Below are 15,455 nucleotides of genomic sequence, written 5' to 3'. Positions count from 1 at the left end.
CCGCATGAATTTTTCCCGATTTTTTGTCGATCGACCGATTTTCGCCTCGGTGCTGTCGATCATTATTTTTGTCGTCGGCCTGATCAGTATCCCGATCCTGCCGGTTACCGAATACCCGGAAGTGGTACCGCCCAGCGTGCAGGTAACAGCCCGCTACCCGGGCGCCAACCCCAAAACCATTTCCGAGACTGTCGCCACGCCGCTGGAGGAAGCCATCAACGGCGTGGAGAGCATGATTTACATGAAGTCAGTAGCCAGCAGTGACGGCAGCCTGACTCTCAACGTGACTTTCTCGCTGGGCACCGACCCGGACCAGGCCCAGGTGCAGGTGCAGAATCGCGTATCCCAGGCCCTGCCCAGGCTGCCGGAGGATGTGCGTCGCCAGGGCGTCACCACGCAGAAGCAATCGCCCAACCTGATGATGGCGGTGCACCTGATCTCACCGGACAACAGCCTGGATGCCACCTATATCCGCAACTATGCGGTGCTCAACATCCGCGACGAGCTCGCCCGTATCCCGGGTGTCGGCCAGGCCGGGGTATTCGGCTCTGGTGACTACGCCATGCGTATCTGGGTAGACCCACAGAAAGCCGCGTCCGTCGGCGTCACTGCAGCGGATATCGTCGCTGCAGTGCGGGAGCAGAACGTGCAGGTATCCGCAGGCCAGCTCGGTGCCCCGCCCATGCCCATGGATTCCGACTTCCTCATCTCCATCAATGCGCAGGGCCGGCTCGAGAGCGCTGCGGAATTCGGCAATGTAGTGCTGAAGACCGGCGACGATGGCCAGATGACCCTGTTAAGCGACGTCGCGCGTATCGAGCTGGCGTCTTCCCAGGACTCCCTGCGCGCATTGCTCAACGGCCAGCAGGCGGTGGCCATTCCCATTTTCCAGGCGCCAGGCTCCAACTCGCTGGAAGTTTCCAGCGCCGTGCGCGCGACCATGGCCGAGCTGGATGACCGCTTCCCGGAAGGACTTGAATGGGAGGTCGCCTACGATCCCACCGTGTTCGTCAGCACTTCGATCCAGGCGGTTATCCAGACCTTGCTGGAGGCCGTGTTGCTGGTGGTGCTGGTGGTGATCCTGTTCCTGCAGACCTGGCGTGCGTCATTGATTCCCCTGCTGGCAGTGCCGGTTTCCATTGTCGGCACCTTTGCCATGCTGCTGATGCTCGGCTTTACCATCAACACCCTGACCCTGTTTGCCATGGTGCTGGCTATCGGCATCGTGGTGGATGATGCCATTGTGGTGGTGGAAAACGTCGAGCGGAATATCGAGGAGGGACTCAAACCGCTTGCGGCAGCACACCAGGCCATGCGTGAAGTCAGTGGTCCCATTGTTGCCATCAGCCTGGTGCTGTGTGCCGTATTTGTGCCGATGGCATTCCTGGACGGCATTACCGGCCAGTTCTACCGGCAGTTTGCCGTAACCATCGCCATTGCCACGATTATTTCCGCAATCAACTCACTGACCCTGTCGCCGGCGCTGGCGGCAGCGCTGCTCAAACCCCACGGCGCCACGCCCGATGCCCCGGCGCGCCTGATCGAAAGGTTGTTCGGCTGGATCTTCCGCCCGTTCAACCGTTTCTTCCAGCGCAGCTCGGAGGGTTACGAACGGGTCGTCGGCCGCAGCCTGAAGCGTCGCGGTGTGGTTTTCTCCGTGTACGCGCTGCTGCTGGCGGGTACTGTCTTTATGTTCAACCAGGTCCCGGGCGGTTTTATTCCCACCCAGGACAAGACCTACCTGGTGGGCAGCATCCGCCTGCCGGAGGGTGCTTCACTGGACCGCACCGAGGACGTTGCGCGCCGGGTAAGCGAGATTGCGCTGGATACCGAGGGGGTTTCCCACGCGGCCGCTTTTGTGGGATTCAATGCATTGCAGAACACCAATACCCCAAACGTGGGTACCGTGTTCGTGTTGTTCGACGATTTTGCCATACGCGATCGCAGCGCGCCGGAGATTGCCGCGGAGCTGAACGGCAAGCTGGCACAGATCAAGGAAGGCTTCGCCGTTTCCTTTATGCCGCCGCCGATCTTCGGGCTGGGTGCGGGATCCGGCTACTCACTCTATGTCCAGGACCGTGCCGGTGCCGGTTACGGTGAACTACAGGTGGCAACCAACCAGCTGGCCGGCGCACTGAGCCAGGCACCGGGGCTGAGCTACCCGTTCAGCTCCTACCAGGCCAACGTCCCGCAAATGGATGCAGAAGTGGATCGCCTGCAGGCCAAGGCGCAGGGGGTCCGGCTGGACGACCTGTTCGGCACCCTGCAGCTGTACTTCGGTTCGATGTACATCAATGACTTCAACCTGTTCGGCCGCACTTACCAGGTACTGGCCCAGGCGGATGCCCCCTTCCGCGATGAGGCCGGGGACCTGGACCACCTTTACACGCGCAACCGCGACGGGGAGATGGTGCCCCTCAGCACCATGGTCGAGCTGAAGGAGAGCTACGGTCCCGATCCGGTGATCCGCTACAACGGCTACCCGGCTGCAGACCTGATGGGCCAGTCCGATCCAACCCAGCTCTCTTCAGGAGAGGCACTGGCCGCAGTGGAACAGGTCGCGGCCGGGGTATTGCCGCCGGGCATGCAGGTCGAATGGACCGACCTGAGCTTCCAGCAGGTCAACCAGGGCAACGCCGCCACGGTGGTGTTCCCGCTCGCCGTGCTGCTGGTATTCCTGGTGCTGGCGGCACTTTACGAGAGCTGGATCATGCCACTGGCTGTGATCCTGATCGTGCCCATGTGCCTGCTTGCCGCATTGTTCGGTGTATGGCTCACCGGTGGTGACAACAATATCTTTGTCCAGGTGGGGCTGGTGGTGTTGATGGGGCTGGCCTGCAAGAACGCCATCCTGATTGTGGAATTTGCCCGCGAGCTGGAGCAGCAGGGCCGCGATACCGTCAGCGCCGCACTGGAAGCCTGCCGCCTGCGGTTGCGCCCGATCATCATGACTTCCGTGGCCTTTATTGCAGGTGTCGTCCCCCTGGTACTGGCCGGTGGCGCCGGTGCCGAGGTGCGCAACGCCATGGGAATCACCGTATTTACCGGCATGATTGGCGTGACCCTGTTCGGCCTGTTCCTCACACCGGTTTTCTATGTGGCTCTGCGCCGGCTCAGTGACCGTGGCGGCAACGGCACGCCACCCCCCAGCAAAAGGGACGCCCCCCTGCCCCAACGTACCCGGGAGCAGGCACAGGAGGAAACCCATGCGTAAATCCGGTCTTGCGGTCAGCGGCCTGATTGCCACCGGCTTTATCGCCGGCTGTGCGGTTGGGCCTGATTATCGTGCCCCGGTCCCCGATGTCGGCGAGACTTTTGCAGCCGGGCAGGGCCGGCAATCATTTAACGCGAGCCAGGAGCAACAATTCTGGCGCGGCTTCGGTGACCCGATGCTGGCAGACCTGGTACGCCAGGGCCTGGATGCCAACCAGGATATCCAGGCAGCGGTCTCGCGCTACCAGCGGGCGGCCGCCCTGCTGCGACTGGCCCGGCGAGAACAGTTGCCGGGAGTGACCGCGGCTGCGTCGGCGGGCGAATCGCAACCCGCGCTGGCAGAAGCCCCGGGAGGACTCCGCAGCGAACGCTATGAAGCCGGTATCGCGCTCGACTGGGAGCTGGACCTGTTCGGCCGGCTCGAGCGAGCCAGCGAGGCCCGCCGCGCCCGGCTGCAGGCAGCCGAAGCCGACCTGGGCGCATTGCAGGTGAGCTTGATCGGCCAGCTGGCTGCCAGTTATTTCGAGCTGCGCGGCCTGCAACAGCAGTTACTGGTAGCCCAGGGGAACGTGGACAACCTGCGTGACTCGCTCGATATTGTCGAGGCGCGGCTGGCGGCAGGTCAGGGTACCGAGCTCGACCGGACCCGTGCACAGGCACAACTGGCACAGACCCGTGCCACCATCCCCGAACTGCAGGGCGCAATCCGCATACGTATGCACCGCATCGCCGTGCTGAGTGGCCAGCAGCCCGACGCGCTCGTGGAAAAGCTGCAACCGGCTGCAGACCTGCCGCGGTCACAACCCGCTATCCCCGCCGGAAGCCCCTCCGACCTGCTGCGCCGGCGCCCGGACGTGCGCGCGGCAGAGCGACGCCTGGCGGCGGCCACTGCCGGCGTGGGTATCGTCACCGCCGACCTGTTCCCCCGCTTTACCCTCGGCGCCCTGCTGGGCTCGGTCGCCGGCGACACGGGTGAACTGTTCTCGGGCCCGGCGGAATCCCGCAACGTCGCCCTCGGTATCGACTGGACGTTCCTGAATACCGGCCGGGTACGCGCCCGTATCGATGCTGCCGGCGCGGACGCCCAGGCAGCGCTGGCCGATTACCGCCAGGCCGTGCTCAACGCCCTGGAGGAAACGGAGAACAGCCTGGTGCAGCATCGGCGCAACCGGGAACGCACGGTGCAGTTGCGTGAAGCCCGGTCGGCGGCACAAAAGGCAGAACAACTGGCCCGGAAACGCTACGAGGAGGGCTTCAACAGTTACTTTGAAGTCCTCGACGCCCAGCGCCAGGCCAATACGGCACGCGACGCGGAAGTCCGCGGACGCACAGAGGAAGTGATATCGATGGTCAACGTGTACCGGGCCCTGGCGGGGGCGCCGGCGCCCGCGGCACACTACGCGCAAGGGCGGGGACAATAACTGGCAGGAAAACGCCCGGGCACAAGCGGGGCCGGCTATACGTCAGCCCCGCCCCTCCCGATCGGGTTTTGCGCGGGGAAATACCAGCACGTACAGGCGGGTAATTGCCGAAAGCGGGATACAGGTTACGATGATCAACAGACTGAGAACCAGGCGCATCAGGTCACTGCCCTCGCGCATTTCCTGTCGGTCTTTCAGGTAAGCGAAGTAACAGTGGCGAGGACCGTCGATGGGCAGGAAAGTGAAATCGATGACCCTTTCCAGCAACCGCCAGTAGGGCCACAACGGCCGCTTGTGGTGGCTGGCGAAATAGCCGACCCGGGCAGAGATGGTCGCATCGGGGTTACCGCCGGCAATCGCGTTGCCGAGCTGGTCGATCGCTACCAGTACCCCACCGATCCAGCTCGGGTTTCGTGACCGCGGTTCTTCCGGACCGGGGACATCAGGTGCCACTGGCCGGCATTCCCTCGAAGAACTCAACGCAGCCGGTTTCCAGTGAATATTCGGCGCCTACAATCAGCAGCCCATCCTGCTCCACCAGGCGCTCCAGGATCGCAGAACCGTGGCGCAACTGGTTCGCCGAGGCACGAATATTGGCGCGCACCGCCCGTGCGGCGAGCTCATCGGGCGCAACATGACTCTCCAGCAACGGCTCCACCGCCGGGCGGATACGATCGACAATGGAATACAGGTTGGGCGAGCGGGTTTCACTGGGCTGGTGCAGCTGGTCGATGGTCGCCGCCACCGCACCGCAGTTGGAGTGCCCCAGCACGACTACCAGACGCGTGCCGAAGGCTTCCGCCGCGAATTCAATACTGCCGACCTGCGACGGTGCAACCACATTCCCGGCGACCCTGATAACGAAAAGGTCCCCCAGCCCCTGGTCGAAGACCAGCTCGGCCGGCACGCGCGAGTCCGAACACCCGAGGACAATGGTATGGGGCGCCTGACCTTCCAGCAGTTCATTGCGGCGGCCTTCGTCTACCTCCAGTGAACTCTGCGGGGCACCCTCGACATAACGCCGGTTCCCTTCCTGCAGGCGACGCAGGGCCTCATGGGCGGATAACATTTTGCACCTCCAAGCGAAATGGTCTGCTTTGGAGATAGCATATCGGACTGAGGCCCCAAAACGCCCTGCCAGACGTCACGGTTTCCACTATCACCGGGCAATTGACAAATTTACCCCGGCGAAACAATCTCTCGCCCACGACCCGGCGGGGGTCCAATAAACCGGCAGCCCCCGAAAGAGCACGGGCAAGAAGATTCAATCGCTCCAGCCTCCAGTACCAGTTATACCGCGCGAACGACTCAAAGTACCTATTTGGACTGGTATAGATGCGCGTGGTAAGAGGGCTCCAGCACGAATGGGGAATAGGGACCCGCGCACCAGTCGCCGGTATCCAGCTGGTAACAGTGCGGGGCAGCCTCCAGGCACTGGCCCAGCGGCCCCACCAGCGGATCACTGGCCAGGCAATAGCGCGGGAACGCGGGCATCTCCTCTACCGGCACCGAGCGGTAACCATAAACCTGCGGTGTACCGCGCAGGTCACCCCAGAAACCGTCGAAACTGGTACCGGCACAACCCGGAAGCACCAGGCTGAGCGCGACGATACCGGGAATTTTATTTCTCATAGACAATGCACCGTTTGCCACCGGAAATATCGAAACACTGTGCCGTTGGCGGACAGATGGACCCCTGGGCCAGCTCTTCGGCATCACCGGGGCATGAACCATAGTTGCTGCGTGGCTCGGCATTGGTCGGTGCCGGCGCACGATACTCGGCCGCACGGGGAACCGGCTGGCTATAGGGATAGACAACGTCGTCACGGGGGTCGGTACTACCACAACCGCCCAGTAGCGCAGCAGCAAATACGGATACAGCTAGCGTTCTAACCTGCATGAACCTGAACCTCCAACATTGCAGCAGGACCACTGACGGGCAACGACGCCTGCACAGTCCCGCTGTGATTTTCCTGAACATCGTCCATGCATGTATTTCGCGGCTGTCCCGAGCCGGCTTCCGGGCAATTGCGTCCCGCCAGGCAAAAAGTTGCCAGGTATATCCCTGCGCTCAGTAAACCCGCATTATCGGGAAAAACCAACAGGGCGACCCTACTTTCCGCAGCTCCGACTCGGTCGAGCACTGCCGGCTGCTGGCGGGAGGCAGGTAAGTATTGGGCATGTAGTGCCCCACCTCGACGAAATTTGCACTGGGCCGGACATCGTCCGGGTTGAAGTAAAAGGGGTCATCGCGATCACCGGATTCGACCGGAACAAAGATACAACCCTGCAGGGCCGCTGCCAGTGTCACAGACAGAGCGTACATCCCTATGCGCTTCATTTCCGAATACCTCTGATTTTCGAACGGCGCTTTCCGCTGTTACACCCTCAGTTTAGCTGGCGTATGTTTGGGCTCGCGCCACAGGGGGCAAGATTTGCGCGGGATTCAACGTAAGGAGGTATACAACGCTGGCAGTCAACGCAAGTTACGGACAATGGCCAACAGGTTGAACGTGCAGTAGAGGGGAGGAATGGAGAGGAGAGAAAATAGAAAGCAGGGACAAAGGCAACCGGCACGACATGTGCCGGTTGCCCGAGGCCGGTTGCCCGGCCTCGGGCAGTAGTGGAAAACGACGCCGTTACAGCAGCAGGCGCCGCACGTCCGCGAGGACGCTGACCATATAGGTGAGGAAGCGACCGGCGTCACCGCCGTTTACCGCACGGTGGTCATACGACAGCGCCACTGGCAGCATCTTGCGCGGGACAAACTCCGAGCCATTCCAGACCGGTTTCACACTCAGCTTGGAAACACCCAGGATCCCCACTTCCGGAGAGTTGACGATCGGGGTGAAACCACTGCCACCAATTGCGCCCAGGCTGGAAATCGTGAAGCAGGCGCCCTGCATATCCTTCGGCTTGAGCTTGCCGTCGCGTGCCGCAGCGGCCATGGCACTGGCCTCTTCCGCCAGCTCATACAGTCCCTTTTTGTCCACATCGCGGATGACCGGCACCATCAGGCCTTTCGGCGTATCAACAGCCATACCGATATGCACATAGTCCTTGCGCACAATATGTTCGCCATCATTATGCAGCGACACGTTGAAACTCGGCTCGGCACGCAACGCGGCTGCCGCCGCTTTCAGGAGGAACGGCACCGGCGTGAGCTTCACCCCGCGCTTTTCGGCCTCCGCCTTCATGGACTTGCGGAAGTCCTCCAGCTCGGTGATATCGGCATCGTCGAACTGCGTTACGTGCGGCACATTGAGCCAGTTACGGGACATGTTCGCCGCAGTGAGCTTGTGGATCTTGCTCATCGGCTCGGTGGTAACCGGGCCAAACTGGGAGAAGTCGATCTCCGGCATCTTGGCCACGCCCAGGCCACCGCCAACACCCACGGCACCGCTCTCGGCCTTTTTCACCTGCTCCTTGATATAGGCATTCAGGTCATCCTTGGTAACACGGTTGCGGGGTCCGCTCGGTTTTACCTTGGTCAGGGTAACACCCAGCTCGCGCGCCAGCTTGCGCACCGCCGGACCGGCGTACACTTCCGCCGAAACAGTCAGGTCCCGGTGCAGGGCGTGGTCTTTCTGCGGTGCTGCAGGCGGCTCGGAGGTAGCACCAGATTCTTCCGCCGGCGCAGCAGGGGCGGACTCTTTGGCCGGGGCTTTCTTCTCCACCTTCTTTTCAGGCTTGGCGCCGGACGGCGCGCCGCCGGAAACCACCTTCATCACACCCAGCTTATCGCCGGTAGAAACCTTGTCGCCTTCCTTGACGTCGATGGAGACTACGGTGCCGGCGAAGGGAGCCGGCACGTCCATGGAGGCCTTGTCACCCTCCACCACGATCAGGGAATCGCCCTCTTCCACCTCGTCACCGGCCTGGGCTGTGATTTCAATCACGTCCACGGCATCGGCGCCACCAAGGTCTGGAACCGTGACGGTTTCTTCCTTCTCTTCTCCGGCCCCTGCTGACGCTTCACCGGGCTCTTCACCGGCTTCCTCATCCGCTTCGGAGGGCGATTCTTCGGTGGCTTCTTCAGACGGTTCCGCGTCCTCCTCGCCACTCTCGCCTTCGGCCTCGGTTTCCATTTCACCGATCACATCGCCCTCGGAGACCTTGTCGCCCTCGGACACAGAGATGCTGGTGATCTTGCCGGCGTAGGGCGCCGGCACATCCATGGAGGCCTTGTCGCCCTCCACCACAATCAGTGAATCCTCTTCCGCAACGGTGTCCCCCACTGCTACGGAAATTTCAATCACGTCTACCTGATCGGCACCGCCGAGATCAGGCACTTTAATGACTTGTTTTGCCATGTTTCTGCCTTCCTTATCCAGCGAGCCTTAGACGAGACGCGGGTTTACTTTTTCCGCGTCGACATTCAGTTTCTTGATCGCATCAGCAACCTCACTGGCCTCAATCACACCCTGCTTGGCGAGCGCCGTCAGCGCGGCGATGGTCACATAGTTACGGTCGACTTCGAAGAAGCGGCGCAGCTGCTCGCGGCTATCACTGCGACCAAAGCCATCTGTGCCCAGGGCAACCATGTCGCCGTCGATAAACTCGCGCAGGGGCTCGACGTAGGCGCGGATGTAGTCGGTGGAAATGACCACCGGCGTCTTGTTGCCTTCGAACTGCTCACTGACCCACGCTTTGCGCGGTTCCTCGGTCGGGTGCAGCATGTTCCAGCGCGCCACATCCTGTCCCTCACGGGCCGCTTCAGTGGCAGAAGTCAGGTTCCATACGTCAGACGTAACGCCAAACTGGTCGGCGAGGATATCGGCCGCGGCCAACACCTCACGCAGGATAGAACCAGCACCCACCAGCTGTACGTGCTTCTTGGCCGCCTTGCCTTTGCCGGCCTTGCGGGAATTGCCTTCCAGCTTGTAGATACCGCGGATGATGCCTTCCTCGACATCCTGCGGCATTTCCGGCTGCAGGTAGTTTTCGTTCTCGATGGTGACGTAGTAGAAGAGGTTCTTCTGCTCTTCATACATCTCTTTCAGGCCATGGCGCAGGATCACAGCCAGGTCGTAACCGTAGGCCGGGTCATAGCTCTTGCAATTCGGGATGGTGGCGGACAGCACGTGGCTGTGGCCGTCCTGGTGCTGCAGGCCCTCACCGTTCAGGGTGGTGCGGCCGGCGGTGGCGCCGATCAGGAAGCCGCGCGCCTGCATATCGCCGGCAGCCCAGGCCAGGTCGCCGATACGCTGGAAACCGAACATCGAGTAGTAGATGTAGAAGGGCACCATCGGCACGCCGTGGTTGCTGTAGGCAGTGGCCAGGGCCATCCACGCGGACATGGCACCGGCCTCGTTGATGCCCTCTTCCAGCACCTGGCCCTTCTTGTCTTCCTTGTAATACATGATCTGGCCATGGTCCACCGGGGTGTATTTCTGCCCCTGGGAGGAGTAGATACCCAGCTGCCGGAACAGGCCCTCCATACCGAAGGTACGCGCCTCGTCCGGCACGATGGGAGCCACGTTCTGCCCCATCTTCTTGTCTTTCACCAGCGCCGACAGCGCGCGCACGAACGCCATGGTGGTGGAAATCTCGCGATCCCCGGAGCCCTTGGTCAGCGCGCTGAAGACATCCAGTTCAGGAATTTCCAGCTTCGCCACCTCAGTACTACGAGACGGAACCGGCCCACCCAGCGACTTGCGACGCTCGGCCATATACTTCATTTCCGGACTGTCCGGAGACGGACGGTAGTACGGAACTTCCTCGATTTCCTTGTCGGTGATCGGGATCGCGAAGCGGTCGCGGAAGCGCTTGAGCGCCTCGGTGTCCATCTTCTTGACGTTGTGGGTATCCATCGCCGCTTCACCGGCGGCACCCAGGCCATAGCCCTTCACGGTCTGCGCCAGGATCACGGTGGGCTTGCCCTTGCTGGCCATGGCTTCCGCGTAGGCTGCGTAGACCTTGTAGGGGTCATGGCCACCGCGGTTCAGCTTCATGATCTCGTCGTCGGAGAGATCCTTGACCATCTCCAGCAGCTCGGGGTACTTGCCGAAGAAGTGCTCGCGAGTGTAAGCACCGCCGTTGGCCTTGAAGTTCTGCATTTCGCCGTCGACGGTCTCGTCCATGACTTTCTGCAGCAGGCCCTTGTCGTCTTTCTCCAGCAGCGGATCCCACAGGCGGCCCCACAGCACCTTGATTACATTCCAGCCGGCACCGCGGAAGACACCCTCGAGTTCCTGCACGATCTTGCCGTTACCGCGCACCGGGCCGTCAAGGCGCTGCAGGTTACAGTTGACCACGAACACCAGGTTTTCCAGGTTCTCGCGGCCGGCCATGGAAATGGCGCCCAGGGTTTCCGGCTCATCGCACTCGCCATCGCCCAGGAATGCCCAGACCTTGCGATCACCGCGCGGCGACAGGCCGCGCGCGGACAGGTAACGCATGATGTGCGCCTGGTAGATTGCCTGGATCGGGCCCAGGCCCATGGAGACGGTGGGGAACTGCCAGTACTCCGGCATCAGCCACGGATGCGGGTAGGAGGACAGGCCGTTGCCGTTCACTTCGCGACGGAAATTGTCCAGCTGCTCCTCGTCGAAGCGGCCTTCCAGGTAAGAACGGGCATAGATACCCGGGGCACTGTGGCCCTGGAAGAAAATCAGGTCGCCGCGTTCCTCGCCCTCATTACCGCGGAAGAAGTAATTGAAGCCGACGTCATACAGTGTCGCGGCAGAGGAGAAGCTCGCGATATGGCCGCCCAGGCTGTCGCTGTTGGAGTTGGCGCGAACCACCATCGCCAGCGCGTTCCAGCGGATCAGCGAGCGGATCCGGCGCTCCATGAACAGGTCGCCCGGCATACGCTTCTCGGCGCTGGGCGGGATGGTGTTGCGGTACGGCGTGGTGATGGCCGCCGGCAGTTTCACCCCCACATCGGTGGCGCGATCGGAGAGCTGCTTCAGGATGAACGCTGCGCGCTCCTTGCCGCTGTAGCGGATTACCGCCTGCAGCGCATCCAGCCATTCCTGCGTTTCCTGGTTGTCGTTTTCTTCGTGCATCAAGTGCTCCTCGGCGATTTATGCGACGTCGAGTCGGTATCTGTTCTTTCTCAGGTAATTTCCTGGCAATCAGGCGCAATCGGGCAAAGTACCTTGCGGGAAGAAAATTGCTTCCTTTTTTCAGCAATTGCGCCAATTCACCGCCAACGCTGGCGGAAATGCAGAGTCTTGGGAGTCTCTAAACAAGTCCATGATCTCTCTGGCTTTCAGGCATGTTCGCAATCAGGGCGCGGTCACGATGGCGGGCTGGTTGCCCGTCAAGGGACTGCAACGCCGGGGGCGTGCATGCCTGAATGCCCCAAAGGGCGGTCCCTGAAGAATACACCTGCTGCGTTGCAGCGCTTGTAAAGGACCCTGCCATTCACTGCGCACTGCGCCTCGCATCTGCATCCTTCAGGGACCGCAGAGAGGTTATGAACTTGTGCAGAGCTTCCCCAGTATTATCCACTTCTGCAGCGGCAATCGAGGATGATCCTGCGCCAGCCTGCCGGCAAACATGTCTTTTTTCGATTGTGAAGCGGCTCCCCGGGCGGCGGCTTTCTGTGGCCAGCCGGTCAATCGGGAGCCGGAGCGCGGGGGATTGTAGTATTACTACAAGAATTTTTCCAGATAGGACATTTAGTAACAATTAAAACCAATTTCTAAAACAATTCTGCTCTAAATTGGCGCATTAGCGGAGGATATTGCGGCAAAAAAGCGGAAATCAATTACAAAATGCAGTCCAAATTTGTCATTTGAGTCACACCTCCGGCGCCCTGCCGGCGCCGAGATATTCCGCATAGACCACGAAACGCAGGGGCCCGCCGGCGGCCAGCGCATTGAACGGGTAACAGGTTACCAGCAACAGGCCGGGGCCCGCGAAAACCGGCATCAGCTCCCGCCGACTGTCCACCACCCGGGTTTCAGTAACCCGGTAGCGGTGCCAGCGTCCGTGCCGGCCCTGCAGGGACACCCCGGTGCCGGCCCGCAGCGACTGCAGGGACCGGAAATGGGTATCCCGGTGCGCCGCTATGACCGTGGTGCGCCCGGGATCGCCCGGCTCCCCGGAGCCCTCCACCAGCCCGGGACCGAAAGCCAGTGCCTGGCCGCTGCTTCCCGCCATTACCGGCAGGGCACGCGCCTCGCCCAGGCGCAGGCGCGCCACCGGCCAGGTATCCGCCCAGGGCCAGGGCCGGACGGGCTCACCCTGCCGCAGCTGCTCCTCCCAGGCATCGTCGATCAGGTGGTGGGCCAGCCGGGCCTTGGCCAGCAGCCAGGCGGCGTCTCCCAGCTGCCAGGCACCGGCAAGCAGTAACGACATCACCAGCAGGGCCCGCAGCATCAGCCGGCCCTCACCAACTGCCGCTCCAGTGACAGGCGCGCGCGCCGCGGGTCGGGCAGGCGCCGGCGCAACCAGCGCCGCAACCACCGGCCAGTCGCGGCGCGCGAACGCCGCCAGGTACTGCGCCGCGGCCGGCCCCCCCATCCCAGGCCTGCGCCCAGGCCGAGCAGACCCAGTGCCGCCAGCAGCTGGGCATAGACCCCGGTAGCCGTGGGTGGATAGCTCTGGCGCTGCAGCACCTGCCCGCGCGCCACGGCATTGGGCACCGGGCTCTCGGCCAGCTCCTCACCTTCCGGGCGCACGGGCGCCTCCTCGACCGCGACGAAACTGGTGTAAGGACTGACCAACTGGAACGCCAGCGCCAGTTCGAGGATTTCACTGCGCAGTGCCTTCCCTGCAGCGCTGCTTTTCCCCACGGCGCGCTGTCGGTCCCGCAGCGCCTCGATCCGGCTGCGCGCCCAGAGGCTGCCCAGCCCTTCCGCATCCCTGCCGGGGGTAAGCGCCAACTCACGATGGAACTGCCGGCCCGCGAGGCGGCCGCTCACCATCAGCTTGCCCCGCAGGGCCGATCCCCGCACCCGGGCCACCAGCCGCAGCGGCTCGCCCCGGTACAGGTCGGGCATCTTCTTGGGATAGGCATCCACGTGCAGGCCTTGCGGCCAGGTAACCTGCAGGTCGGTAACCAGCGGATTCTCCAACTTGGCGAACAGCGACTGCATCCGTGCGCTGACCTCACCGATATCCCCGATGGTGATCGACGCCCCCCGGCCAATCTGCGCCGCCTTGCGCATGAAATAACTGTTGGGGGCCGAGCCGATACCGACGGTAAACAGGCGGGCATCCCCCAGCGATTGGCGCACCAGCTCGACCAGGGCAGCCTCATTGCCCACCGCGCCGTCGGTAATAAAAACCACCTGCCGCACGAGGGTCTCGTCCCCGGGCAGCTGCTGGCCGAACGCCTTGCGCAGGGCCGGCGCCATTTCCGTGCCGCCACGTGCCTGCAATGCTTCCACCTGTGACCGCGCCAGGCGCAGGTTATCGGTAGTGGCAGCTACCGGCCGGGGGAACACCGGGCGGGTGATGCTGTTGAATTCGATGATATTGAAGCGGTCCCCGGGCTGCAGGCGGGACAGCGCCAGCAACAGGCTATCGCGCGCCTGGCGAATGGAAGAGCCACCCATGGAGCCGGAAGTATCGATTACGTAAACCACTTCCCGGGGCAGCCGACGGGTTTTACCGGACAGGTCCGGCGGCAACAACAGCAATTGCAGGTAAGTGCCCGCACGGTCCGCACCGCCCTCGCCGACCGCACCTTCCTCCGGCGCGCCGGCGTCATCCGCGACCACACTGGTAAAAAGTGCGGCCCGGGGCAGGGCCGACTGGCGCGGGCGCCAGCGCAACACGAAATCCCGGTCCATCACCGCATCCCCGCCGCGCAGCGATACGGAATAGGCGCCACCGCCAACCTGCTTAAAATCGATATCGTGGTAGGGGCTGTGGATATCCGCCAGGGGCAGGCCAGCCTCCAGATCCATCTCGATGGCGATTCGATGACTGCCGCTGTCCGTCAGTACTGCCGCCGGCTGCATAAATGGGCTGATCTTGTGCGCATCCGGCACCTGGTCGGTGGGCAGCGCCCAGCCATTGCCATCCAGCTGCAACTCCTTCACTGCCTCGTCCGGGGCATCGGCCCGGCCCGGAATATAACGCGGCGTCAGGGTCGTGGGCAGCCGCAGGCTGAAGCTGCCACTGTCGAAACCCACCGGCATCAGGAACCGCACGCTCACACGGACTTTTTCCCCGGGAGCAATATTGGCCACCCGGTTGGTAAACAGGTTCGGGCGCTGCTGCTCCAGCAGCGCCGCCCGCTTTCCCGCCGCCCGGGCCTCCCGGTAGATTCGCTCCGCCTGCTGGCGCTCCCTGACCCTGCCCACAATCCGGCGCTCGCCCACACGGATTTCCAGTCCGTTGACAGCTGCCTGCGGTGGCAGCGGGAAAACATAAACCGCCTCCTGCCAACGGCCTGTGGCGTTCTCGAACATCTGTTCCAGCTCCACCTCCGCCAGCAGGCCGCGCACCCGCAACTCTGCGCGGCTGTTCAGGTGCAGTGCGGGCTGGTATCTACCCTGCCCGGTGGCCTTGAACAGCAGGTCGCCACTGCCGGCCTGCTCCAGGGACACCTCCCGGGTGACTGTGTCCCCGGGCACATTCGCCCGACTCCCGGCTGCGCCCACCACCACCGCCAGGGCGGTAACCAGTAACAGCAGCCAGCGGCCACGCCGGTCACTGCGGTAGCGGCGCCGGTAATACTCCTCTGTGGGCAACACCACCAGTTCGCGCGGTATCCGCTGTCCGGAAAAAATTGTCCTGTCCACGGCCATCCCTCCATTTCATTTTCTCTATGGAGGTCATTACAACGGGGCAACCGGGCAATCAGGGGGCCGCCATATGGCGGAGAGGGGGAGAATTATGGCGAATTGTGGCAGGCGG

11 protein-coding genes are annotated in these 15,455 nt (G+C 62.7%); 2 read left to right on the top strand and 9 right to left on the bottom strand.

Features of this window, described 5'->3' with window-relative positions; translation table 11 throughout:
- Window positions 1-4 precede the first annotated feature (4 nt).
- Both LVE68_RS14505 and LVE68_RS14500 read left to right on the top strand, forming a co-directional pair.
- The gene (locus tag LVE68_RS14505; protein ID WP_232941141.1) at window positions 5-3,214 is read left to right on the top strand and encodes an efflux RND transporter permease subunit; all 3,210 of its coding nucleotides are present in this window, start codon (window positions 5-7) and stop codon (window positions 3,212-3,214) included.
- On the top strand, window positions 3,207-4,634 hold the full coding sequence (locus LVE68_RS14500; RefSeq protein WP_232941139.1) for an efflux transporter outer membrane subunit: 1,428 nt from the start codon (window positions 3,207-3,209) through the stop codon (window positions 4,632-4,634). Before LVE68_RS14505 ends, LVE68_RS14500 begins: the two co-directional genes overlap by 8 nt.
- 42 nt (window positions 4,635-4,676) lie before the next feature.
- Here the strand turns inward: LVE68_RS14500 and LVE68_RS14495 are convergent, their stop codons facing one another.
- From LVE68_RS14495 to LVE68_RS14455, 9 genes are all read right to left on the bottom strand, one after another.
- The gene (locus tag LVE68_RS14495; protein WP_232941138.1) at window positions 4,677-5,087 is read right to left on the bottom strand and encodes a hypothetical protein; all 411 of its coding nucleotides are present in this window, start codon (window positions 5,085-5,087) and stop codon (window positions 4,677-4,679) included.
- Complete coding sequence (locus LVE68_RS14490) at window positions 5,077-5,703, bottom strand: carbonic anhydrase (protein WP_232941134.1); 627 nt, start codon at window positions 5,701-5,703, stop codon at window positions 5,077-5,079. The genes LVE68_RS14495 and LVE68_RS14490 overlap by 11 nt, the downstream gene beginning before the upstream one ends.
- Before the next feature lie 248 nt (window positions 5,704-5,951).
- On the bottom strand, window positions 5,952-6,266 hold the full coding sequence (locus tag LVE68_RS14485) for a hypothetical protein (RefSeq protein ID WP_232941133.1): 315 nt from the start codon (window positions 6,264-6,266) through the stop codon (window positions 5,952-5,954).
- Window positions 6,256-6,534, bottom strand: a complete 279-nt coding sequence (locus LVE68_RS14480) for a hypothetical protein (RefSeq protein ID WP_232941132.1) — start codon at window positions 6,532-6,534, stop codon at window positions 6,256-6,258. Before LVE68_RS14480 ends, LVE68_RS14485 begins: the two co-directional genes overlap by 11 nt.
- A gap of 171 nt (window positions 6,535-6,705) precedes the next feature.
- Window positions 6,706-6,975, bottom strand: a complete 270-nt coding sequence (locus LVE68_RS14475) for a hypothetical protein (protein WP_232941130.1) — start codon at window positions 6,973-6,975, stop codon at window positions 6,706-6,708.
- Between the two features lie 298 nt (window positions 6,976-7,273).
- Window positions 7,274-8,947 carry a dihydrolipoyllysine-residue acetyltransferase gene (gene aceF, locus LVE68_RS14470; protein WP_232941128.1) on the bottom strand — a complete coding sequence of 558 codons (1,674 nt, stop codon included), beginning with the start codon at window positions 8,945-8,947 and terminating at the stop codon, window positions 7,274-7,276.
- A 27-nt stretch (window positions 8,948-8,974) separates the two neighbouring features.
- Window positions 8,975-11,644: a pyruvate dehydrogenase (acetyl-transferring), homodimeric type gene (gene aceE / locus LVE68_RS14465; protein WP_232941127.1), complete on the bottom strand. Its 2,670-nt coding sequence runs from the start codon at window positions 11,642-11,644 to the stop codon at window positions 8,975-8,977.
- A 739-nt stretch (window positions 11,645-12,383) separates the two neighbouring features.
- The gene (locus tag LVE68_RS14460; RefSeq protein ID WP_232941125.1) at window positions 12,384-12,965 is read right to left on the bottom strand and encodes a class GN sortase; all 582 of its coding nucleotides are present in this window, start codon (window positions 12,963-12,965) and stop codon (window positions 12,384-12,386) included.
- Complete coding sequence (locus LVE68_RS14455) at window positions 12,965-15,340, bottom strand: marine proteobacterial sortase target protein (RefSeq protein WP_232941124.1); 2,376 nt, start codon at window positions 15,338-15,340, stop codon at window positions 12,965-12,967. Before LVE68_RS14455 ends, LVE68_RS14460 begins: the two co-directional genes overlap by 1 nt.
- Window positions 15,341-15,455: the final 115 nt, after the last annotated feature.

Origin of the sequence: Microbulbifer sp. YPW16, from assembly GCF_021290385.1 — a bacterium.
GTDB classification, from domain to species: Bacteria; Pseudomonadota; Gammaproteobacteria; order Pseudomonadales; family Cellvibrionaceae; genus Microbulbifer; species Microbulbifer zhoushanensis.
Note: the sequence above shows the minus strand (reverse complement) of the source record. Positions and strands in the feature narration are given on the sequence as shown.

What these genes read in the sequence shown, in the direction of transcription:
- LVE68_RS14505 (WP_232941141.1), top strand. Translation starts at nt 5, where the DNA reads ATGAATTTTTCCCGATTTTTTGTCGATCGACCGATTTTCGCCTCGGTG.
- LVE68_RS14500 (WP_232941139.1), top strand. Translation starts at nt 3,207, where the DNA reads ATGCGTAAATCCGGTCTTGCGGTCAGCGGCCTGATTGCCACCGGCTTT.
- LVE68_RS14490 (WP_232941134.1), bottom strand. Translation starts at nt 5,703, where the DNA reads ATGTTATCCGCCCATGAGGCCCTGCGTCGCCTGCAGGAAGGGAACCGG.
- LVE68_RS14485 (WP_232941133.1), bottom strand. Translation starts at nt 6,266, where the DNA reads ATGAGAAATAAAATTCCCGGTATCGTCGCGCTCAGCCTGGTGCTTCCG.
- LVE68_RS14480 (WP_232941132.1), bottom strand. Translation starts at nt 6,534, where the DNA reads ATGCAGGTTAGAACGCTAGCTGTATCCGTATTTGCTGCTGCGCTACTG.
- LVE68_RS14475 (WP_232941130.1), bottom strand. Translation starts at nt 6,975, where the DNA reads ATGAAGCGCATAGGGATGTACGCTCTGTCTGTGACACTGGCAGCGGCC.
- aceF (WP_232941128.1), bottom strand. Translation starts at nt 8,947, where the DNA reads ATGGCAAAACAAGTCATTAAAGTGCCTGATCTCGGCGGTGCCGATCAG.
- aceE (WP_232941127.1), bottom strand. Translation starts at nt 11,644, where the DNA reads ATGCACGAAGAAAACGACAACCAGGAAACGCAGGAATGGCTGGATGCG.
- LVE68_RS14460 (WP_232941125.1), bottom strand. Translation starts at nt 12,965, where the DNA reads ATGCTGCGGGCCCTGCTGGTGATGTCGTTACTGCTTGCCGGTGCCTGG.